General features: G+C 65.2%; 21 protein-coding genes. 8 read left to right on the top strand and 13 right to left on the bottom strand.

The window, feature by feature from the left end:
* Window positions 1-81: 81 nt before the first annotated feature.
* A complete protein-coding gene (gene murJ, locus ACFO5X_RS16050; protein ID WP_380718693.1) occupies window positions 82-1,653 on the top strand; it encodes a murein biosynthesis integral membrane protein MurJ in 1,572 nt (523 codons plus the stop codon).
* A 284-nt stretch (window positions 1,654-1,937) separates the two neighbouring features.
* Here murJ and ACFO5X_RS16055 read toward each other — a convergent pair whose 3' ends face one another.
* A complete protein-coding gene (locus ACFO5X_RS16055; protein WP_380718695.1) occupies window positions 1,938-2,624 on the bottom strand; it encodes a rhomboid family intramembrane serine protease in 687 nt (228 codons plus the stop codon).
* A 92-nt stretch (window positions 2,625-2,716) separates the two neighbouring features.
* Here ACFO5X_RS16055 and trpS point away from each other — a divergent pair, with 92 nt between their 5' ends.
* Complete coding sequence (trpS, locus tag ACFO5X_RS16060; RefSeq protein ID WP_380718697.1) at window positions 2,717-3,745, top strand: tryptophan--tRNA ligase; 1,029 nt, start codon at window positions 2,717-2,719, stop codon at window positions 3,743-3,745.
* A gap of 67 nt (window positions 3,746-3,812) precedes the next feature.
* On the opposite strand, the gene ACFO5X_RS16065 is transcribed toward trpS, so the two are convergent.
* From ACFO5X_RS16065 to cobU, 3 genes are read right to left on the bottom strand one after another with little or no spacing between them, the layout of a single operon-like run.
* Window positions 3,813-4,505: a glutathione S-transferase gene (locus ACFO5X_RS16065; protein WP_380718700.1), complete on the bottom strand. Its 693-nt coding sequence runs from the start codon at window positions 4,503-4,505 to the stop codon at window positions 3,813-3,815.
* A 59-nt stretch (window positions 4,506-4,564) separates the two neighbouring features.
* Window positions 4,565-5,143, bottom strand: coding sequence for a histidine phosphatase family protein (locus ACFO5X_RS16070; RefSeq protein ID WP_380718702.1), 579 nt, complete (start codon window positions 5,141-5,143; stop codon window positions 4,565-4,567).
* Window positions 5,140-5,661, bottom strand: coding sequence for a bifunctional adenosylcobinamide kinase/adenosylcobinamide-phosphate guanylyltransferase (cobU, locus tag ACFO5X_RS16075; RefSeq protein WP_380718704.1), 522 nt, complete (start codon window positions 5,659-5,661; stop codon window positions 5,140-5,142). Before cobU ends, ACFO5X_RS16070 begins: the two co-directional genes overlap by 4 nt.
* 90 nt (window positions 5,662-5,751) lie before the next feature.
* On the opposite strand from cobU, the gene ACFO5X_RS16080 reads away from it, so the two are divergent.
* The 6 genes from ACFO5X_RS16080 (at window position 5,752) to ACFO5X_RS16105 (ending at window position 12,319) form a co-directional block, all read left to right on the top strand.
* A complete protein-coding gene (locus tag ACFO5X_RS16080) occupies window positions 5,752-6,630 on the top strand; it encodes an RNA polymerase factor sigma-32 (RefSeq protein WP_380718706.1) in 879 nt (292 codons plus the stop codon).
* Window positions 6,627-7,415, top strand: coding sequence for a ChaN family lipoprotein (locus ACFO5X_RS16085; RefSeq protein ID WP_380718708.1), 789 nt, complete (start codon window positions 6,627-6,629; stop codon window positions 7,413-7,415). The genes ACFO5X_RS16080 and ACFO5X_RS16085 overlap by 4 nt, the downstream gene beginning before the upstream one ends.
* 90 nt (window positions 7,416-7,505) lie before the next feature.
* Entirely contained in the window at window positions 7,506-8,702 is a 1,197-nt protein-coding gene (gene coaBC / locus ACFO5X_RS16090; protein WP_380718710.1) for a bifunctional phosphopantothenoylcysteine decarboxylase/phosphopantothenate--cysteine ligase CoaBC, read from the top strand.
* Between the two features lie 31 nt (window positions 8,703-8,733).
* Window positions 8,734-9,189, top strand: coding sequence for a dUTP diphosphatase (gene dut / locus ACFO5X_RS16095; protein ID WP_380718712.1), 456 nt, complete (start codon window positions 8,734-8,736; stop codon window positions 9,187-9,189).
* The gene (locus ACFO5X_RS16100) at window positions 9,189-10,283 is read left to right on the top strand and encodes a HesA/MoeB/ThiF family protein (RefSeq protein ID WP_380718714.1); all 1,095 of its coding nucleotides are present in this window, start codon (window positions 9,189-9,191) and stop codon (window positions 10,281-10,283) included. The genes dut and ACFO5X_RS16100 overlap by 1 nt, the downstream gene beginning before the upstream one ends.
* A 23-nt stretch (window positions 10,284-10,306) precedes the next feature.
* On the top strand, window positions 10,307-12,319 hold the full coding sequence (locus ACFO5X_RS16105) for a M3 family metallopeptidase (protein WP_380718716.1): 2,013 nt from the start codon (window positions 10,307-10,309) through the stop codon (window positions 12,317-12,319).
* 150 nt (window positions 12,320-12,469) lie between these two features.
* Here the strand turns inward: ACFO5X_RS16105 and ACFO5X_RS16110 are convergent, their stop codons facing one another.
* The 9 genes from ACFO5X_RS16110 to ACFO5X_RS16150 all read right to left on the bottom strand — a co-directional run bounded on the left by ACFO5X_RS16110 (window position 12,470) and on the right by ACFO5X_RS16150 (window position 21,882).
* The gene (locus ACFO5X_RS16110; RefSeq protein ID WP_380718718.1) at window positions 12,470-13,405 is read right to left on the bottom strand and encodes a 2-hydroxyacid dehydrogenase; all 936 of its coding nucleotides are present in this window, start codon (window positions 13,403-13,405) and stop codon (window positions 12,470-12,472) included.
* Between the two features lie 3 nt (window positions 13,406-13,408).
* Complete coding sequence (gene rodA / locus ACFO5X_RS16115) at window positions 13,409-14,560, bottom strand: rod shape-determining protein RodA (protein ID WP_380718720.1); 1,152 nt, start codon at window positions 14,558-14,560, stop codon at window positions 13,409-13,411.
* A complete protein-coding gene (gene mrdA / locus ACFO5X_RS16120; protein ID WP_380718722.1) occupies window positions 14,557-16,506 on the bottom strand; it encodes a penicillin-binding protein 2 in 1,950 nt (649 codons plus the stop codon). The genes rodA and mrdA overlap by 4 nt, the downstream gene beginning before the upstream one ends.
* Window positions 16,503-17,042, bottom strand: a complete 540-nt coding sequence (locus tag ACFO5X_RS16125) for a rod shape-determining protein MreD (RefSeq protein ID WP_380718724.1) — start codon at window positions 17,040-17,042, stop codon at window positions 16,503-16,505. The genes mrdA and ACFO5X_RS16125 overlap by 4 nt, the downstream gene beginning before the upstream one ends.
* Complete coding sequence (gene mreC / locus ACFO5X_RS16130; RefSeq protein ID WP_380718726.1) at window positions 17,035-17,934, bottom strand: rod shape-determining protein MreC; 900 nt, start codon at window positions 17,932-17,934, stop codon at window positions 17,035-17,037. The genes ACFO5X_RS16125 and mreC overlap by 8 nt, the downstream gene beginning before the upstream one ends.
* A gap of 59 nt (window positions 17,935-17,993) precedes the next feature.
* Window positions 17,994-19,040, bottom strand: a complete 1,047-nt coding sequence (locus tag ACFO5X_RS16135; protein WP_380718728.1) for a rod shape-determining protein — start codon at window positions 19,038-19,040, stop codon at window positions 17,994-17,996.
* Between the two features lie 187 nt (window positions 19,041-19,227).
* Entirely contained in the window at window positions 19,228-20,787 is a 1,560-nt protein-coding gene (locus ACFO5X_RS16140; protein ID WP_380718730.1) for a trimethylamine methyltransferase family protein, read from the bottom strand.
* Between the two features lie 111 nt (window positions 20,788-20,898).
* Window positions 20,899-21,588, bottom strand: coding sequence for an HAD family hydrolase (locus tag ACFO5X_RS16145; protein ID WP_380718732.1), 690 nt, complete (start codon window positions 21,586-21,588; stop codon window positions 20,899-20,901).
* A gap of 9 nt (window positions 21,589-21,597) precedes the next feature.
* Window positions 21,598-21,882, bottom strand: coding sequence for a DUF3572 domain-containing protein (locus ACFO5X_RS16150; RefSeq protein WP_380718735.1), 285 nt, complete (start codon window positions 21,880-21,882; stop codon window positions 21,598-21,600).
* Window positions 21,883-21,962: the final 80 nt, after the last annotated feature.

Consider the following 21,962-nt stretch of genomic DNA (forward strand, 5'->3'; position numbering starts at 1 on the left):
CCCGCTTCCCAGCGCCCGCGGAAAGCGCTAGGAGAGACCCGCAGGCGCCAACGACAACAGGCCCGCGGGGCCGGAGCAGACATGAAACCCATCCGCCTGATCTCAGGCTTCCTGACCGTCGGTCTCTGGACGCTGGCCAGCCGGGTGCTCGGCTTCATTCGCGACGCCATGATCCTGGCCTATCTCGGCACCGGTCCGGTCTACGAGGCCTATGTCGTCGCGTTCCGACTGCCCAACCTGTTCCGTCGCTTCTTTGCCGAGGGCGCCTTCAACGTCGCCTTCGTGCCGATGTTCTCCAAGCGCCTCGAATCCGGCGATGACCCCCGCCGCTTTGCCGAAGACGCGATGTCCGGCCTCGCCAGCGTGCTGATCGTGCTCACCCTTCTTGCCCAGGCCAGCATGCCCTGGCTGATCTATGCGCTGGCCAGCGGTTTTGCCGGACAGGAGGAGTTTGCCCTTTCGGTCGAGTTCGGACGCATCGTCTTCCCATATATTCTCTTCGTCTCGCTCGCGGCGCTGCTCTCGGGGGTGCTGAATGCCGCCGGCCGCTTTGCCGCCGCCGCCGCCGCACCCGTGTTGATGAACTTCGTCCTGGTACTGGCTATGGTGCTGGGAGGTCTCGCCGGGGGTGACATTGCCCCCTGGCTGATCTGGTCGATCCCGGTGTCCGGCATTGCCCAGCTTGCCCTGCTCTGGATCGCTGCACGTCGGGCAGGGTTCGGTTTGATCCCGCGCCTGCCGCGCATGACCCCCGAACTGCGCGATCTCGTGCGGATCGCCGTTCCGGCGATGATGGCGGGCGGCGTGGTACAGGTGAACCTGCTGGTCGGCCAGCAGGTGGCCTCCTATTTCGACAAGGCCGTCGGCTGGCTCTATGCCGCCGACCGGCTCTATCAGTTGCCTTTGGGCGTGGTCGGCATCGCCGTCGGCGTCGTCCTGCTTCCCGACCTCAGCCGCCGCCTGGCCGCGGGCGACGACAAGGGCGGGCGCGACGCGCTCAGCCGTGCCGGCGAGGTCTCGCTCGCGCTGACCATCCCTTCCGCGGTCGCGCTCGTAGCGATCCCGCTCCCCCTTGTCTCGGTTCTCTTCGAGCGCGGCGCGACGACGGAACAGGACAGCGCCGCCATAGCGCTGGCGGTAGCAGTCTACGGACTTGGCCTGCCGGCCTTCGTCTTGCAAAAAATTCTCCAGCCTCTGTTCTTCGCCCGCGAAGACACGCGCTCGCCGTTCCGCTATGCGCTCTCCGCCATGGCGGTCAACGGAGTGCTGGCGATTGGCCTCGCGCCCTGGCTGGGCTGGATCGCGCCCGCCATTGCCACGACGGTGGCCGGGTGGTGGATGGTCCTGCTGCTCCTGCGTGGCGCTGGCGGACTGGGAGAGGTGGCGCGTTTCGACGACCGCTTCCGCCGCCGCATCCTGCGCATCTGCCTCGCGTCACTCGTGATGGGCCTCGCCTCCTGGGGTGCATCCTGGGCGCTCGAGGAGGCGCTGAACAGCCCTGGCTGGCGCTACCTCGCCCTGCTGGGCCTCGTCATGGTCAGCATGGTGGTCTACTTCGGGTTAGGACAGATGATAGGCGCATTCCGCCTGTCAGAGTTCCGCGCCGCCCTGCGCCGCCGCCCGGGTTCGCCGCCGCCTGCCTCCCTGGGGTAGATCCTGCGCGGTTTCCCGCGCCCCCGACCGGAACCGAAATCGCCCGCCGGAGTTACCATTCCGAAGCACGGCTTCTGGAACATCCGCCCGTTCTGGGAAGCCAAGGCAGGAGCTAAGCGCCCCGCCAGAAAAACTCAAACGGGCGGAGGAGGAATCGCCATGCGCGCTATCGCACTTTGGCTCCTGGGTGTTCCTGTCTGGATCATCCTGCTCTACATGATCTTTGGCTAAGCCGGGACCGCCGCTCCGCAATATCGGGGCGGCGGTTTCGCTTATGCGGCCCGCTATTGCTGACGCAACCTGCGCAGCAATCTGTCCCAACCACCCGGTGCCAGCACGAACGACAGCAAAAACCCGGCCGCAAATCCGCCGAGATCGGCCAACCAGTCACTGTTAGATCCAAAAAGCAGGCCGAACAGCAGCTGGATGCCCATCAGGAACCCGATCAGCGTGAAAGCCCGCGCCTGATTGGCACCCACCATTGACAGGTTGCGCCAGAGGATCCAGGTGAACGCCCCGATCAGCCCGTAGATCGGAGGAAAGGCCCCGATCAGATAGATCGGCCCGGTGGCGAGCAGGGTGAACACGAATGCGCCCGCGATCGAAGAGACGAAGAACACCACCACGACGGCCAGATTGCCAAAGACATCGCCCACCATCTTGCCCATCGCCAGGAACATCACCGTCCCGATTGCCGTCTGGGTAAAGCTTCCGTGCACGAAGGGATATGTGACAAGGCGCATCAGATGCTCGGGCGGCCACCGCCCGGTTTCCCACATCCAGCGCATGATTTCGCCCGAGAACGCAAAGCGCTCGATGGCTTCGACCCGCCAACCCACGGCCGCGGGCCCGCCGGCGATGCCCAGCATGCCAATCTGGAAGACGATTTCCGCCGCCACCATCGCCAGGGCCAGAAGCACCACCGCGGCGGGCAGGGGATTGACGGCGGGCACATGCGACGGCGTGTTCACTTGGCAAAACTCCTTGCGGCCGTGCGCTTGACGGCATCTGTCCCCGTGGGTAAGCGAGGCAGGCCGAAATTTCCAGCCGGGAGTTGCCTGCCATGAGCGAAACGACATTCACGCCACGGGTCTTTTCCGGCATCCAGCCCTCCGGCAACCTGCATCTGGGAAATTACCTTGGCGCGCTCAAGCGGTTTGTGGACACGCAGAACGCAGGCGGCTTCCAGACCATTTATTGCATGGTCGACCTGCATGCGATCACCGTCTGGCAGGATCCCGAAAAGCTGCGCCACAGCACGCGCGAGCTTGCAGCCGGTTTCATCGCGGCCGGCATCGACCCCGAAAAGTCCATCCTCATCAACCAGTCCCAGGTGCCCGAACACGCCCAGCTGGCCTGGGTGTTCAACTGCGTGGCCCGCATGGGCTGGATGGGCAGAATGACCCAGTGGAAGGACAAGGCCGGCAAGGACGCCGAAGCCGCCTCGCTGGGCCTGTTCGCCTATCCCTCGCTGATGGCGGCCGACATTCTGGTCTATCATGCCACGCATGTTCCGGTGGGCGAAGACCAGAAACAGCATCTGGAACTGACCCGGGACATCGCGGCAAAGTTCAACCATGACTTCGGCGTGGATTTCTTCCCGATGACCGAGCCGGTGATCGAGGGCGCGGCGACCCGCGTCATGTCGTTGCGCGATGGCACCAAGAAGATGTCAAAATCCGATCCTTCGGACGCAAGCCGCATCAACTTGACCGACGACGCAGACACCATTTCGAAGAAAATCCGGAAGGCAAAGACCGACTTCGAGCCGCTGCCCGAGACGCTCGAAGGTCTGTCGGGCCGGCCCGATGCGCGCAATCTCGTGAACATCTACGCCGCTCTGGCGGACATGACGCCCGAGGCGGTGATGTCTGAATATGCCGGCGCGCAGTTTGGCACCTTCAAGCCCGCGCTCGCCGATCTGGCGGTGGCGCGGTTGGCGCCGATCACCCGGGAAATGTCGCGCCTCATGGCCGACCCGGCCGAAATCGACCGCATCCTCGCCCGCGGCGCCACGCAGGCACGCGAGATCACGGTCCCGATCCTGCGCAAGACCTACGATATCATCGGTATGGTTGGTTCGACCGGCTGAGGATAACGCCTGGGGCAATCCTGCGGCAGCATTTCACGCCAAAGGCTTGCGGTTCGAACCTCGGGTTTTACTTCAAAAGCGGGACCGGCCAATCCTCCGATGGCAGGTCCATTCGGTAAGGCTCTGGGTTGTAAGAGATTTCCAAAGCCGCCTTCCGCCACGCCTGAGCGGCCGTATCGCTCAGCAAAGCCAGGCAATACTCGCGCGTGTCTTCGGCGACGGGCAGACCGTATCCGACGACCCGCGCCGCAACCGGTGTGTAGAAGACATCCGCCAGCGAATAGTCGCCAAACAGCCAGCCATCGCTAGCCCCCGACAGCTTCCGCGCATGAGCGAACAGCGTCTCGATCCGCTCGAGATCAGCACGCACCCCGGCCGAGGGCGCAAATCCGCTGTAGCTGCGCAGCAGCTGCATCGGGCACGCAGTGCGTAGCTCCCGGAAACCGGTGGCCATCTCCGAACACAGCCAGCGCGCGGTCGCACGCTGCGCGGGATCGGACGGCCAGTGCCCGGCCTGGGGATGCCGCTCGGCCAGCGTTTCGGCAATGGCAAGGCTCTCGCCGATCGGCGTGCCCTCAGGCGTCAAAACTGCCGGCACCAGCCGGGCAGGCGCCAGCGGAGCGAGATCCGCCTGCATCGTGCCCGAATAGAGCCCAACGAGATGTGTGCGCACAGGAATGTCGAATTTCTCGAACATCAGCCACCCACGCAGCGACCAGCTGGAGAACGCGCGGTCTCCGATATAAAGATCGTATGTCATGGGCCGGACCCTAATCGGCGGAGCGTACCCCGCAAAACCGAAGTTTGTGCGGCATCCCATCACGGAAGGTGATTGATTGCGCCAACCTCCCAACCGTCGGTGTGCCGGGTCAGATGAGTCACCGAAAGATTGTCGATCTTGTGCCCGATCACCTCCGCCGGATCGACGCCCAGCGCGCGCTGCACCTGTCCCAGGATCACCCCGATATGCGCCACGACCACCAAATCCCGTCCGGGATTCTCGGCCAGTAGACCGTCCAGTGCCGCATCGACCCGCAGGCGGGCGTCGTTCCAGCTCTCGCCCCCGGGCGGGCGAATATCGCCCGGCGTCGTCCAATAGGCCCGCGCCAACTCCGCATCGCGCACTTCCACCTCGCGGAAGCTGAGCAACTCCCAATCCCCGAAGTTGAATTCGCGAAGATCGCGATGGTGCGGCAGCCGTTCGCGCCCCCCCTGAATCGCATCCGCGGTGGCGGCGGCGCGCACCAGATCGGAAGAAACCACCAGAGCCGACTTCGGAAGATGCGCCGACAGCCGCGCCACAGCGCCGGCATCGCTCAGATCCGCGGGCAGATCGGACCATCCGACAAAGCTCTTCGCATGCGTTGGCCCGTGGCGGACAAGGAACAGACGGGTCATGGCAACTCTCCCTTCAGCGCGCGGGGCAGTCCGGCGACCACATGCACGACGGTCGCGGCGCAGGCCGCCAGCTCGATGTTCAGCCGGCCCTGCGCCTCGCGGAACCGCCGGGCCAGAGCGTTGTCGGGAACCACCCCCTGGCCAACCTCGCTGCTCACCACCACCAGCGCCGCCTTGCAGTCTCGGATGGCGGCCAGAAGCCGGGACTGCTCTGCCGCAAGATCGCTTTCGGCCAGCAAATGGTTTGACAGCCAGAGTGTCGCGCAATCGAAAAGGCAGCTTTCATCAGGGCGAAGCGCTCCTATTGCGTCAGCCGCATCCATGGGCGCCTCCAAGGTGCGCCAATTTGTCCCACGTCTCTTGATGTGCAGATCGATCTTGTCGCGCATCTCCGCATCAAAGGCCTGAGCCGACGCGATATACACGGGGTTTCGCGCGCCCACAAAAAGAGATTCCGCATAGGCCGATTTGCCCGAGGCGGCGCCGCCCAATACAAAGATAACCTTTTCAAACACCATAACGTGAAACCCGATTGATCCGGTGCGCGTTACTCTCCGTAAACACTGAGACACGCCTGAACAAGGCTGGCCGGAGCAAGGGGAACCACGATGCCACTTGATACAGCTGATGACCGCAGGATGTCGCGACGCGCGATGAAAGCGGAACTCCTTGACGCCGACACCGAACTTGCTCTGGCCTACGCTTGGCGAGACCAGCGCGACGAGGCGGCGCTGCACCGCCTGATCACGGCCTATATGCGCCTCGCGATCTCGATGGCCGCCAAGTTCCGCCGCTACGGCGCACCAATGAACGATTTGATCCAGGAGGCGGGGCTGGGTCTGATGAAGGCGGCTGACAAATTCGATCCCGATCGCGGCGTGCGCTTCTCAACCTACGCAGTCTGGTGGATCAAGGCGTCGATCCAGGATTTCGTGATGCGGAACTGGTCGATGGTGCGAACGGGATCCACCTCGGCACAAAAGTCCCTGTTCTTCAACATGCGCCGCGTCCAGGCTCGGCTGGAACGCGAGGCCGAGGCACAGGGCGAGACGCTCGATCAACATCAGCTGCGCCAGCTTATCGCGACCGAAATCGGCGTGCCACTGGCGGATGTCGAACTGATGGCGGGCCGCTTGGCAGGTTCCGATTTCTCGCTGAACGCCGTGCAGTCGGCCGATGAGGACGGGCGCGAATGGATAGACGTTCTCGAGGACGACGCCACTCAGGCGGCTGAACTGGTCGAAGATCGTCACGATACTGCGCATCTGCGCGCATGGCTTCTGGCCGCGTTGGGCGAACTTACCGCGCGCGAACGGCTGATTCTGCGCGAACGCAAGCTGCGCGACGAGCCCCGAACCCTTGAAAGTCTCGGCGACGAGCTTGGCCTCTCGAAGGAACGCGTACGTCAGCTCGAGGTCGCGGCCTTCGCAAAGATGCGGAAGACGCTTGCATCCCGCAACGAAGAGGTATTCGAGTTCCTCGCATGAGAGGACTTGTTTTTGCGTTCACGCTGCTCTCCGCGCAGGCGGCGACAGCGTCTTCCGATTATGCGCAGCTTGCCGGGGCCGATATCGTCATCCTGGGCGAAATCCACGACAATCCCGGCCATCACCAGCGTCAGGCCGAGGCCGTCGCGGCGCTTCAGCCCTCCGCACTGGTTTTCGAGATGCTCACGGCAGAACAGGCGTCCGAAATCCGCGATGACCTTCGTGACGATGCCGACCATGTGGCCGAGGCCTGGTCCAAAGCAGGTTGGCCTGACTTCGCCATGTACAGCCCCATCTTGTCAGCGGCGCCCGCGGCGCAGATCCTCGGCGCCGCCCTGCCGCGCGATGCGGCCCGCGCCGCGCTGTCAACCGGCATTGTCGCCAGCTTCGGCCCAGAGGCCGAGGCCTACGGCCTGACCATACCGTTACCGGACTCCATCCAGACCGCTCGCCTCGCCGAACAGGCCGAGGCGCATTGCAATGCACTTCCCCCCGAACTCCTGCCCGGCATGGTCGATCTGCAGCGCCTGCGCGACGCGATGCTGACCCGCGCGGCGCTTGCGGCTCTGGACACATGGGGCGCACCGGTAATTGTCATCACCGGCAACGGCCACGCCCGTCGCGACGGCGGCATCCCCGAGGTGCTGACCCGGCTGCGCCCGGAGGTGTCTGTTCTGACGGTCGGTCAGGCCGAAGGCGATCGGATCGACGGCATTTACGATCTTGTCTGGCCCGGCCCGCTTGTGAAACGAAGCGACCCCTGCGCGGCACTGCGCGGCGGCTGAGCTTTTCCACAAGGATCGTAAGAATACCGGTGTCGCCTGCCTGCACGAGGCTCTATGCTCGTGTCGGTCCGACCCAACGGGGCATCGCACATGCTCGCTGACAAGCGTATCCTTCTGATCATCGGCGGCGGCATCGCCGCCTACAAGTCGCTCGACCTGATCCGCCGCCTGCAAGAGAGGGGCGCCACCGTCGTTCCCGTGCTGACCCGCGCGGGCGAGGAATTTGTCACGCCGCTGTCAGTGTCGGCGCTGGCTGGACAGGCGGTGCATCGCGATCTCTTCGACCTGACCGCCGAGGCCGAGATGGGCCATATTCAGCTCTCCCGCGCCGCCGATCTGGTGGTGGTCGCCCCGGCGACGGCCGATCTGATGGCCAAGATGGCCAACGGTCTGGCCAATGACCTCGCCTCGACCCTGCTCATGGCGACTGACAAGCGCGTGCTGATCGCCCCCGCGATGAACGTCCGCATGTGGGACCATCCCGCGACGCAGCGCAACCTGGCTCAGCTCAAGGCCGATGGAGTTGTCGTGATCGGGCCGAACGAGGGATCGATGGCCTGTGGCGAGTTCGGCCCCGGCCGCATGGCGGAACCGCTGGAGATCGTCTCCGCCGTTTCCGCCGCACTCTCCGGCGGTCCCCTTGCCGGCAGGCGTATCCTCGTGACTTCGGGCCCGACGCATGAACCCATTGATCCTGTGCGTTATATCGCAAATCGCTCCTCGGGCGCGCAGGGCACCGCCATTGCCCGCGCGCTGGCCGCGTTGGGGGCCGACGTGATCTTCATCACGGGTCCGGCCTCTGTGCCGCCGCCACAGGACGTCCGGGTTGTGAGGGTCGAAACCGCGCATCAGATGGCGCAGGCGGTCGAGGCCGCGCTGCCGGTCGATGCCGGTATCTTCGCCGCCGCCGTTGCCGACTGGCGCGTCGCCAGCACCTCGGACCGCAAGCTGAAGAAGACCCGAGACGGGATGCCGAACCTCACCTTCGCCGAGAACCCGGACATTCTCGCCACCGTATCGAAGCTGGGCGAACGCCGCCCCCGTCTGGTTGTCGGCTTCGCCGCCGAGACCGACGATGTCGTCGCCCACGCCACGGCCAAGCGCACCCGCAAGGGCTGTGACTGGATCGTTGCCAACGATGTGAGCCCCGCAACCGGCATCATGGGCGGCACCGAGAACGCGGTGGTGCTGATCACCGATCTGGGCGCCGAGGAATGGCCGCGCATGGCCAAGGACGAGGTCGCCCGCGCGCTGGCCGGACGGATCGCCGAGGCACTGGCGAAGTAATGCGTATTTGGAAAGAGAAGAAGGGGCAGGGGTGGTTCTGATCCGGATCAAGCGGGACGAAGGCGCAGACATCGATGTCGCGCTGCCCTCCTACGAAACCGCCGGCGCGGCCGGTGCGGATATCCGCGCGAACCTGCCCGACCGGGGCGAGATTTTGCTGGCCCCGGGCGCGCGCGCGCTGATTCCGACCGGCCTGCGCCTTGAAATACCCGAAGGCTACGAGGTGCAGATCCGTCCGCGCTCGGGCCTCGCCCTCAAACACGGCATCACCTTGCCCAACAGTCCCGGCACCATTGACAGCGACTATCGCGGCCCGCTCGGCGTGATCCTGATGAATGCCGGCACCGAACCCTTCACCGTTTTGCATGGAGAACGCATCGCGCAGATCGTCGTCGCCCCGGTGGTGCGCGCAGTCTTCGAGACGGTCAACACCATAGCCGATACAGCACGCGGAACCGGCGGCTTCGGCTCTACCGGACGCAGCTGATGCTGGCGGTCCTGGCCTTTGGAGCGGCCCTCTGGATGCTCGGCGCCTTGCTCCGGGTGCGGCGCGGCGTGCGGGAGGCAGTGCTTGCGCTGCTCTATGCCGGGATATTGGCCGCACAGCTCGCGCTGCCTGTCGGTCAACCTCTGCGCGTGGCCACCGGCGGCAGTCCCGGCCCTTGGCTGATCGTGGGCGCCCTCGCGGCTCTGGGTCTGGGCTATGGCAGCGTCGTCGCCGGATTGCGCCGACGGGCGCAAAAGGCGGAGGTGAAGGTGGAGAAGACAGGCACATTTTCCGAAACGGAACTCGAACGCTACGCCCGCCATATCGTGCTGCGCGAAATCGGCGGGCCGGGTCAGAAGAAGTTGAAACAGGCCAGCGTTCTGGTGATCGGCGCCGGCGGCCTTGGCGCGCCCGTCCTGCAATATCTCGCCGCCTGCGGTGTTGGCACCGTAGGCGTCATCGACGACGACGTGGTCGATAACGCCAACCTGCAACGCCAGGTCATCCACCGCGACGCCGATATCGGCAAGCCCAAGGTCTTCTCGGCCGAAGCCGCGATGCTGGCGCAGAATCCCCATGTGGTCGTCCGCCCTTATCAACGTCGCCTTGATGAAACGATCGCCGCGGACCTCTTCGCCGACTATGACGTGATCCTGGACGGCACCGACAACTTTGATACCCGTTATCTCTCGAACCGGACAGCCGTCGCCACCGGCAAGCCGCTGATATCGGGCGCGCTCTCGCAATGGGAAGGGCAGGTCAGTGTCTTCGACCCGGCCCGCGGCGGCCCATGTTATCAATGCATCTTCCCCGAAGCTCCGGCGCCCGGCCTTGCCCCCAGCTGTTCCGAGGCCGGCGTTGCCGGCCCGCTGCCCGGCGCAATCGGCGCAATGATGGCCATGGAGGCCGTCAAGCTGATCACCGGCGCGGGTGCGGTGCTGCGGGGCGAGATGCTGATCTACGACGGCCTTTACGGCGAAACCCGAAAGATCGCACTGCACCGGCGCGACAGCTGTCCGATCTGCGGCACGACACCCGCCCGAGCGCGCACAGTCGCGGCACCGGGGCTGGACCCTGCGCCGCCGCACGCCTAGCTTGACGGCCAAAGGAGACCTGCATGACCAACCCGTTGCTCGCCGATTGGAAAACCCCTTTCGAACTGGCGCCCTTCGACAAGATCACCGACGAAGATTTCGCCCCCGCTCTCGACATCGCGCTCGAAGAGCACAGCGCCGAGATCGCCGCCATCGCCGATAACCCCGCACCTCCGACTTTCGCCAATACGGTCGAGGCACTCGAGGCGGCCGGCGCGGCGCTGGATCAGGTTCTGGGCGTCTTCTACACCGTCTCGGGCGCGGACAGTAATCCCAGGCGGGAAGAGCTGCAGCGCGCCTTCTCGCCCAGGCTCGCCGCCCATTACGCCGAGATTTCCGCCAACAAGGCGCTGTTTCACCGCCTCGCAACCCTGTGGGAACAGCGCGATACCCTTGGCCTCGGCGCCGAACAGGCCAGGGTGCTCATGCTGCATCACCGAGCCTTCGTGCGCTCGGGCGCGGCGCTGCAGGGCGAAGAAGAGGCCCGGATGAAGGCGATCAAGGGCCGGCTTGCAACACTTGGCACCGAATTCACCCAGAACCTGCTGGCCGACGAGCGCGACTGGTTCATGGACCTCTCCGACGCCGACCTGGAAGGTCTGCCCGATTTCGTGGTCGACGCCGCCCGCGCTGCCGGTGCCGAGAAGGGCGCGAAGGGTCCGGTTGTGACGCTCTCCCGCTCGCTGATCGTGCCCTTCCTGCAGTTCTCGCCCCGCCGCGACCTGCGCGAAAGGGCCTTCCGTGCCTGGGTCGCGCGTGGCGCCAATGGCGGCAAGACGGACAACCGCGCCATCGCGGCCGAAATCCTGAAACTGCGCGAGGAACGGGCAACCCTGCTCGGCTACCCCAACTTCGCCACCTACAAGCTCGAACCCGAGATGGCCGGTACCCCGGACCGGGTCCGGGATCTGCTGATGGCGGTCTGGGGCCCGGCCCGCGCGAGGGCCGAGGCCGATGGCGCCCGGCTCGAAGAGATGTTGCACGAAGACGGCATCAACGGCGCTCTGGAGCCTTGGGACTGGCGCTACTACGCCGAGAAACGCCGCCACGCCGAACACGATCTGGATGAGGCGGCGCTGAAACCCTACCTCCAGCTCGACCGTATGATCGAGGCCGCCTTTGCCTGCGCCCACCGTCTGTTCAATCTCGACTTCCGCCCGCTCGACGTGCCGCTCTATCACCCCGATTGCCGCGCCTGGGAAGTGACGCGCGACGGCAAGCATGTCGCCGTCTTCATTGGCGACTATTTTGCGCGCGGCTCGAAACGCTCGGGCGCCTGGTGCTCGGCGATGCGCGCCCAGGCGAAGTTCCCCGAGGAGCAGGCGCCGGTCGTCATCAACGTCTGCAACTTCGCCAAGGGTTCACCGGCGCTCCTCTCCTACGACGACGCCCGCACGCTGTTCCACGAATTCGGCCACGCCCTGCATCAGATGCTGTCGGACGTGACCTATGAGAGCATCTCCGGTACCTCGGTCGCGCGCGACTTCGTGGAACTGCCCAGCCAGCTCTACGAACACTGGCTGGAAGTGCCCGAGGTGCTCAAGGAATTCGCCACCCACGCAAAGACCGGCGAACCCATGCCGCAAGATATGCTCGACAAGGTGCTGGAAGCCGCGAATTTCGATCAGGGCTTCCAGACGGTCGAATATGTCGCCTCGGCCCTCGTCGATCTTGCCTTCCACGATGGCCCTGCGCCGGTCGACCCGATGGCCACGCAGGCAGACGTGCTCGCCGACCTCGGTATGCCGCACGCCATCACCATGCGCCACGCCACGCCGCAATTCGCCCATGTCTTCTCGGGCGACGGCTATTCCTCGGGCTATTACAGCTACATGTGGTCCGAAGTGATGGATGCCGATGCCTTTGCCGCCTTCGAGGAAGCAGGCAGCGCCTTCGACCCCGAACGCGCCCGCGCGCTGGAACAGAACATCCTTTCCACCGGCGGCTCGCGCGACCCGGCCGAACTCTACGTCGCCTTCCGCGGCCGCCTGCCGGGGGTGGACGCCTTGCTCAAGGGTCGCGGGCTCGCGGCCTGAAACGCCTGCCGGAAAGACCAGAAGAGGCGTGCGCTGCGCGCCTCTTCTTTTCTTGAAAATGCTCCGGAGAGCCGCGCGAAACGCGGCGGGGCAGAGCCCCGCGCCGCCAGCCAAACGGCAGGGGACCTTTCGGGGTCAGCCCTAAGCTGCTCAGTATCCCGCGGCGCGGTCCACCAGATGCAGGAACGGTTCCCCCGCCTCGCCGCGCCGCACATTTTCGGCAATGACACGCGAGGCCGTCTTCGGCCGGGTTTCCGAGGCGATATGCGGCGTCACGGTCACCCGCGGGTGGTGCCAGAACCGGTGATCGGCCGGCAAAGGCTCGACCCGGAACACATCCAGCGTGGCATGGGCGATATCGCCCGAATCCAGCGCCGCCAGAAGGGCGTCGTCGTCGATCAGCGTGCCGCGCCCCGGGTTCACGATCACTGCCCCCTTCGGCATCAAGGCAAGGGCGTCCGCATCGATCAGGTTCTGCGTCGCCGCCGTATCCGGCAGCAGGAGCACCAGGATTTCCGCTGTCGACAGCGCCTGCCTCAGCCCGTCGGGCCCGTCCAGACAGATGACCCCTTCGACGGACTTCGGCGACCGGCTCCAGCCGCTCACCGCAAAGCCAAGCCGCGCCAGCGTCGTCGCGCAGGCTGCACCCAGCTCGCCCATACCCAGCACGCTCACCTGCCGGTCTTCGGCCAGCGGCGGAAAATCCTGCGGCCAGTCGCCCGGTGTCAGCCCGCGGATGTGCTTGTCCATGCCCAGATGATGGCGCAGCACATGGCCCGTGACCCATTCCACCATGCCCTGCCGCAACCCATGGTCGACCATCCGCGCCAGCGGAACCTTCAGCGTCACATTGCCGGTCACACTCTCGACCCCGGCCCATAGGTTCAGCACGGCCTTCAACCGCGTGTAATGTGTGAAATCCTGCACGGAACTGTTGGGCGCATAGACGATGTAATCGACCTCCTCGGGCGGGAAATCGGTGCGCAGGTCGGCCTCCACGCCGGCCTCGCGAAGCGCCTCGGTCAGCGGCGCCCGGTAGCTGTCCCAGCGCTGGGGCAGCGCCGCGAAAAGTACGTTTACAGTCATCTCTTACCTCGAACGCCCGCGCGGGCGGTGTATATGCGAACTCTGCACCAGGCCAAAGGCTACCATCAGCACCAGCATGGCCGAGCCGCCATAGCTCACCATCGGCAGCGGCACGCCGACAACCGGGGCCAGCCCCATCACCATCGACATGTTCACGGCAAAGAACAGGAAGAACGTGATCGCCACCCCCTGTGTCACCAGCGACGAATAGCGGTCGCGCGTGGCCAGGGCCGTGGCGATGCAAAAGACGATGATCAACGCGTAAAGCGTCAGCAAGGACACGCCGCCGACAAAGCCGAACTCCTCTGCCAGCGTTGTAAAGATGAAGTCGGTGTGCTTCTCGGGCAGGAAGTTCAGCCGCGACTGGGTGCCCTGCATGAACCCGCGCCCGGCCCAGCCTCCCGATCCCAACGCGATCTTCGACTGCGTGATGTGATAGCCTGCGCCCAACGGGTCCGACGCCGGATCGAGAAAGGTGTCGATCCGGCGGAACTGATAATCCTTGATCAGCTGCCAAGTCGTCCCGCGGCTTTCGAACACCGCCGCCACCAGCCCGACACCCGAGGCGATAACGGCGGCGAAATACGCCCAGTGCACCCCCGCAAGGAACATCAGCCCGCCGCCGGCGGTGACCAGCAGGATCGCTGTGCCAAGGTCGGGCTGCTTCAGAACCAGGGCGGTCGGGATCAGGATGATCGCAACCGGCAGGAACACCCAGAAGGGCCGCGATGTGCGATAGGCGGGCAGCCAGTCGTAATAGGCTGCCAGCACCATGACGAGCGTTATTTTCATGAGTTCGGAAGGCTGCAGCCGCATGAAGCCGATGTCGATCCATCGCTGCGCGCCCTTGCCCTCGACCCCGATCAGCTCCACGGCCACCAGCAGCAGCACGGACAGCGCATAGGCCACCGCCGAGACGTTGCGCCAGAACCAGATCGGAACCATCGCCACGACCAGCATGGCGGCGAGTCCGAGAGCAAACCGCTTCATCTGGGGCTCGGCCCAGGGTGTCAGCGACCCCCCCGCGACGGAATAAAGCTGCAGGAATCCGACACTCGCCACGCTGAGGATCAGCAGCGTCAGCCCCCAGTTGAGATAGAGGATCTTCGACAGGCCGCTGGGCGTCGATTTGACGTTATACTCAAGATAACTCATGCGCGGTTGCTCTCGTTGCCCTCGCGCTCGACCTGCTCGCGCTGAAGCCGTTCCTGCTGCGCCTTGATCTTGCCGCGGTCCGCTTCCGGATAGGCGGTCAGAGGCGGCGTGCCTTCGAACAACGCCTGCAACAGGATATCCCGGGCCACCGGTCCGGCAACGGTAGACCCGCCGCCGCCGTGCTCGACGACGACGCAGCAGGCGTATTTCGGCTTGTCGAAGGGCGCGAAGCTGACGAACAGCGCGTGGTCGCGCCGCGCCCAAGGCAAGTCGGCGTTGTTGATCACCCCCGAGGCGCGCTCTGCCGCCGTGATATTGCGCACCTGGCTGGTGCCGGTCTTGCCGGCCATGCGGAAGGCGTCGTCGATGATCCGCGCGCGATAGGCCGTGCCCCGCCGGTCGTTGCTGACCGCGAACATCGCCTTCCGGATCTGGCGCAGGTTGTTCTCGTTGATGCCCAGCGAGTCGCTCCCGGTAATCGGGGTCTCGACTCCGTCCACCGACTTGACCAGCCGTGGCATCAGCTCGCGCCCTGTGGCGATCCGCGCGGTCATCAGCGCCAGCTGCAAGGGCGAGGCCAGCAGATACCCCTGACCGATCGAGGCGTTGACCGTATCCCCGACCAGCCAGTCCTGCTTGTGCACCCGTTGCTTCCACTCGCGGTCCGGCGTCAGCCCCGCCGCCACCGCCGACATGGGAATGTCGTGCCGGACGCCCAGGCCGAAACGGTTGGCCATCGCCGAGATCTTGTCGATCCCGACCTTGAGAGCCAGATCATAGTAATAGACGTCACAGCTCTGCTTAAGCGAATTTTGCAGGTCGACGTGACCGTGGCCTGCCCGTTTCCAGCAGTGAAAGCGCCGGCCCGAGACCTCAAGGTGGCCGGGGCAATAGACGGTGTCGTCGGGCCGCACCAGCCCTTCCTCCAGCGCCGCCAGCGCGGTGATCATCTTGAAGATCGACCCCGGCGGATAGGTGCCCTGCACCGATTTGTTCGCCAGCGGGCGGTGGTCGTCCCCGGTCAGGCTCTGATAATCGGCGACCGAGATGCCCCGCACGAACAGGTTTGGGTCGAAGCTCGGGGCCGAGCTGACGGCGCGCAGGTCGCCAGTCTCGCAATCGACCACGACGGCGCTCGCGCTTTCGCCGCGCAGACGGGCCTGGACGTAGGCCTGCAGATCGGCGTCCAGCGTCAGTTGCAGGTCGGCCCCCCGCTGGCCCTCGCGCCGGTCGAGCTCGCGCATCACGCGGCCGGTCGCATTGACCTCTACCCGTTTTGCACCCGCCTTGCCGCGCAGCTGCTCTTCTTCCTTGGCCTCCAGTCCCACCTTGCCGATCTGGAAACGCGGGATGCGCAGCACTGGCTCGGGGTCCTGAATCCGCTCCAGGTCATAGTCCGACACCGGGCCGACATACCCCACGACATGCGCGGTATCCGCGCTGCGCGGGTAGATACGGGTCAGCCCCACCTCCGGCGTGATGCCGGGTAGGGCAGGGGCGTTGACCGCCACCCGGCTGATCGCCTCCCAGCCCACACGATCGGCCAGCGTGACCGGCAGGAAAGGCGTGGTGCGCGTCCGCTCGATCTCGACCAGGGCGCGGTCCAGCTCTTCCGAATCCAGCTCGATCAGGCCGGCCAGCCGCTGGATCACCTCGGTCACGTTGCCCGCGTCCTCCGGTACGATAACGATGCGATAGCTCGGCACATTGCGCGCCAGGGCAATGCCATTGCGGTCGAAGATCTCGCCGCGCGTCGGCGCGATCAGACGGATATTGATCCGGTTCTCCTCGGCCAGCAGGCGGAACTGATCCGCCTGTTCGACCTGCATGTATCGCATCCGCGCAGCCAGCAGCCCGACAAAGCCCAGTTGCAGCCCGCCTACGACCAGGCTGCGCCGCGTCAGCTTGGCCTGCGAGTGCTCCGCATTGCGCCCCGGCCGTCTCATCCTCGTGCTCCCAGACCACCTGCATCACCCGGAGTCTGTCGGCGCACCCCCATCACCGACCGGGTGACCAGTGCGACCACGGGATAGGTCGCAACAGTCAGAATCATCTGGATGAGAGCCAGGCCGAATGCCGGCAGCGGCACCAGCGTCATGCCCAGAAACAGCCGGTTGAGCAGGGTCACCCCGGTGATCACCAGCGCCACCGTCGCCCATTCGCGTAGGAACGTGGATTCGCTCAGCCCGGCGGTACGGTATTTCAGATATTCCGCCCCCATTACCACCAGCATCGCCTGCAATCCCGGCGGGCGTTGAAACAGCAGGTCGGCCAGAAGCATCACCACCGCCAGAAGCAGCGGCGGCACGAACTCGGGACGGCGCAGCACCCAGGCAAAGGCGAAAGCCATGAGCAGATCGGGCGGGGCCCAGCGCGGCGGCACCGTATCCAGCGGGATCAGGTGAAAGAATACGATCGCCATAGCGAGCAGGGCAAAGGCGATCCGCATCGACCAGACATGCGCCCCTGCCGGTTCAGCCATCGCCGGCCACCGCACTCTCGGGCGCTGCGCTGGCCGAGGGCAGCACGAGCCCGCCCGGATCGCTCAGCGTTTCGGTGCCGTGATGGCGCAGCACGCGCAGGAACTCCAGCCGTTCGTAATCGGCCGCCAGCCGCACCCGCAGCCGTCCCGACGGCGCCACCGCCACCTGTCCGATCAGCAGCCCGGCAGGAAACACCCCACCATCGCCCGAACTCACCACCCGGTCGCCCGGCCGAACCGTATCGGGGTTCTCCAGGAAGTCGATCAGCGGTGCGACCGTGTTATCGCCCTTGATCAGCGCGCTTTGTCCCGAGGGCTGGATCGTGGCCGGCACCGAACTCGCCGCGTCGGTCAGAAGGATCACGCGCGAAGTCGTCGCCCCGGTGCCCGAGATCCGGCCCACCAGCCCGATCCCGTCCATTGCCGCCCAGCCGTCCACGATCCCGTCCCGCGCGCCCACGTTCAGCAGCACCGATTGGCGGAACGGAGAGCCGCTGTCCGCCATCACCACGCCGGTCACGAAGGTCAGCCGCGGGTCCAGTCGCACGTTGTTGAGATCGAGCAGGCGCGCGTTTTCCTGTTCCAGCTGCAGGGCCGCCTCTTTCCAGGCCTGCATCTGCCTCAGCTCGTTGCGCAACTCGCGGTTCTGGTCGTTCAGCCGCTGGTAGCTCTGGAAATCGCGGATCAGGTTGATCGTCGCCGTCACCGGCGCCAGCGCCCAGTCCATGTTCGGCACCACAGCATCCACGACCTGGGCGCGGAACTTCTCGACCCGAGGGCTGTCGATTCGCCAGACCAGGAAGATCGCAAGCAGGCACAGACAGAGAACCCCCAGCAAGAGCCGGCGCAGAGGGTCGGTATAGTCATCGCGCTGTGATCGGTCCCTGGCCAATGCAGCCCTCTTGGTATCCTGACCCAACGGGGCGGTGCGTCACCCGAAAGGTGCGCGCCTCAGCTGTCGTAGTCAATCGCGTGGCGCAGCTGCTTCTCGTATTCCAGCGCCTTGCCCGTTCCAAGGGCCACGCAGTTCAACGATTCGTCAGCAATAGACACCGCCAGCCCGGTCTGTTCGCGCAGAGCCAGGTCGAGATCGCCCAGCAACGCGCCGCCACCGGTCAGCATGACGCCCCGGTCGACGATATCTGCGGCCAGATCCGGCGGGGTGGCTTCCAGCGCGGTCATCACCGCCTCGCAGATCTGCTGCACCGGCTCCGCCAGCGCCTCGGCCACCTGGGCCTGGCTGATCTCGATTTCCTTCGGCACGCCGTTCAGCAGGTCGCGCCCGCGAATCTGCATCGAACTGCCGCGCCCGTCATCCGGCATCCGCGCCGTGCCGATGCTGGTCTTGATCCGCTCGGCGGTCGATTCGCCCACCAGCAGGTTTTGCTGCCGCCGCAGATACGAGATAATCGCCTCGTCCATCCGGTCGCCGCCCACACGTACGGATCGCGCATAGACGATGTCGCCCAGGGACAGCACCGCCACTTCGGTCGTCCCGCCGCCGATGTCGACGACCATGTTGCCGGTCGGGTCGGTGATCGGCATCCCCGCGCCAATGGCGGCGGCGATCGGTTCCGCGATCAGCCCCGCCTTGCGCGCGCCGGCCGAAAGCACCGACTGACGGATCGCGCGCTTTTCAACCGGGGTCGCCCCATGCGGCACGCAGACGATGATCTTCGGCTTCGAAAAGGTCGACCGTTTGTGCACCTTGCGGATGAAATGCTTGATCATCTCTTCCGCGGTATCGAAATCGGCAATCACGCCTTCCCGCATCGGCCGGATCGCCTGGATCGACCCCGGCGTGCGACCCAGCATCAGCTTGGCATCCTCGCCCACGGCCAGAACCTTCTTGACGCCGTCCTTGATGTGATAGGCGACGACGGAAGGCTCCGACAGAATGATCCCTCGTCCCTTGACGTAGACCAGCGTATTTGCCGTGCCGAGGTCGATCGCCATGTCCGCTGTGAACAGACCGCCGAGGAAATCGAAGAAACCCATCTGTGTGCTTTCCCGTACCTTCACCAGTTGGCCTACGACTCATATCGCTCGGCGCAGGCGTCTTCTTATAGGCATGCGGGACTGGGTTCGAAAGGTCGGAATCGGGACATTCCGGCAACGTTACGCCAGTGCCGCCCAGGCCGCGCGATTGGGCGGGATTCAGCCGGTTTGCGGGCGCCGGTTCACCTCAGAAGTCCGTCGGCGCCCCGCCTTCCACCTTCCGGCGCGCCACGAAGTCGGCCAGCTCCTCGCGGATGCCCGGATCCATCGGCGGCGGCTCGAAGCTGCCGATGATCTCCTTGAACATGTGATGCGCCCGCTCCGGCGTCCAGACCGCGCCGGCGGCCTCCCATCCCTCGAAGTTCTTCCAGTCGCTCAGGAAAGGTTGGTAAAACGCAGTCGTATAGCGGTCCTGCGTATGCTGGATTCCGAAGAAGTGCCCCGAATTCCCCACCTCCTTGATCGCGTCAAAGGCAATGTCCTCCGGTCCGGTCGCAAAGGTGTCCGGCTCCATATAGCGCTGGATTTGCTGCAGCACCTCGCAGTCCATGATGAACTTTTCCGGGCTGGCGATCAGCCCGCCCTCCAGCCAGCCGGCCGCGTGATAGACCACATGGCTGCCCGATTGCACCGCCGCCCAAAGGCTGTTCGACGTCTCCCACATCGCCTGTCCGTCCGGCACGTTGGCCGCGCAGACCCCGGACGACCGCATCGGCAGCCCGTAGAATCGTGCCAACTGCCCGGTCATCTGCGTCGCGCGCATGTATTCGGGCGTGCCAAAGGCCGGCGCGCCGGACTTCATGTCGACGTTGCTGGTGAAGGTCCCGATCACGCAGGGACAGCCCGGCTGGACGTATTGGAACAAAGCGATCGCGCACAGCGCCTCGGCGATCGATTGCGCCACCGCGCCCGCCATCGTCACCGGTGCCATGGCGCCCGCCAGCGTGAAGGGCGTGACCACCACAGCCTGTCCGCGCCGGATCAGCCGCAGGCAGCCGTCGATCATCGGAAAATCGTGCTTCAGAGGCGAGGTGGAGTTGATGTTGGTATACATCCGCGGTTTCGCGCGGAACTCTTCCTCCGTCAGCCCCCCCGCGATCTTCACCATCTCCATCACATCTTCGACCCGCTCCTTCCCCAGCGAGTAGGCGTGCATCGCCTTGTCTGTCAGGGTGAGCTTGTCATAGAGCACGTCGAGGTGCCGGACAGAGGCATGGATGTCCACCGGCTCGACCGGATAGCCGCCCGCAAAGTGGATACAGTTGAAATACTGCGTCAGCTTCAACAGGTTGGCGCACATCTCTCGGGTGCCGGGCACCTTGCGCCCAATCTCCATGTCCCAGTAGTTCGGCGGCGACGAGACATTGCCGAACAGCATGTAATTGCCGCCGATGATCAATTCGCGATCCGGATTGCGCGGCGTGATAGTGAACTGGGCCGGCGCCCGGCGCACCATCTCCATCACCCAGTCGCGGCCCATCTTCACCAATTCGCCTTCGACCTTGCAGCCGGCTTGCTTGAAGATTTCCAGTGCCTCGGGGTTCAGGAAGACGATGCCGATCTCCTCGAGGATACGCATCGCGCCCTCATGGATCGCCATCACCCCATCCGCGCTCAGCGGCTCGGTCGGGCGGTCGATGTTCACCGGCAGGCGCCAGGGCATCTGCTCGATCACGGCACCGCCGCGCCGGGCCGCATTTCCCGCCCGTCCGCCGCCGCGCCGCCGTTTGGTGTCAATGTCCGCCATGATGACCTCCGCAGATATCGGAGTTCAGCAGACTGCAGCGCAGCGGCATCTGCCGTTCCGAATGCGACAGGGATGGTCGCTTTTCCTGTCAGCGGCGGGAAAACGGCGGGCTCAGCGATCCAGCCAGGCGGGCAGGTGGCCGATATCGGGCAGAACGACATCCGCATGGGGGGCCAGATCCTCGTGCCCGGCCACGCCGGTCAGCACGCCCACCGTCTGCATGCCCGCAGTGCGCCCGGCAAACAGGTCATGGGTGCTGTCCCCGACCATCGCAATCCGCGCCGGATCCACGCCGATGGCTGCCGCGAAGGCCAGCAGTTGGCCAGGCCCCGGCTTGGCCCCATGGCCACTGTCACAGCCCGCGATGAAATCGAAATGCCCGCGCACCCCGGCCGCCTCCAGATGCGCCATCGCCGGCGCCTCGGTATCGTTCGTCGCCACGCCCAGCCGCAGCCCGCGCTGCCGTAACCCCTCAAGGAAGGGCGCCAGCGGCAAGACCTCCGACTGGGTTACGATCTCGGCCTCCTCATTGATCAGGTCGAAGATCTCGTCCCGCGACATTTCCGGCACCAATGGCGCCATCACCGTCGCAATCTCCAGCGGCGTGTTGGCGATCACCACGCTGCCCGGCACGAACCGCAGCGCAGCCAGATCAAAACCGATCTCCTGTCCGATCCGCTCCGCCCGCGCGCGGTCGTCCCCGGCGATGCGCAGCAACAGGCCCTCGGCCCATTTCGCCCAGGTGCCGACGAAATCGAACAGCGTGCCGTCCTTGTCGAAAATCAGTGCCTCGATAGTCATGTCCGGCCTTCAGGTCCAGTGATACTGCTGCCCGCCCGGCAGCGCGGCGCGGGCCATCGCGACCCGGTCGTAAGGCAAACTCATGCTGTCGCAGAACCCGGTCACCCACGCATCGTTCATCATCAGGAAGTCGAGCACAGCGGCCAATACTTCAGGAGAGCCGGCAGATTCCTTCAGGTCGCGTTCGGAGATCCCGCTCTCGCCCAGGAAGACGACCAGCAGATCGTCCTGGCCGGCCATCCAGGCCAGCGCCTGCAGCGAAAGGGTTTCGGCAGCATCGGCGGAAATGGACAAATTTTGAACCTTCTGCGCAGTCGGAAAGGGTTTGTTAACGTCTATGGTAAACACTTCTTTTCAAGTTTGAAACAAGTGCG

The sequence above is a fragment of the Seohaeicola nanhaiensis genome (assembly GCF_042654245.1).
Taxonomy (GTDB): Bacteria; Pseudomonadota; Alphaproteobacteria; order Rhodobacterales; family Rhodobacteraceae; genus Seohaeicola_A; species Seohaeicola_A nanhaiensis.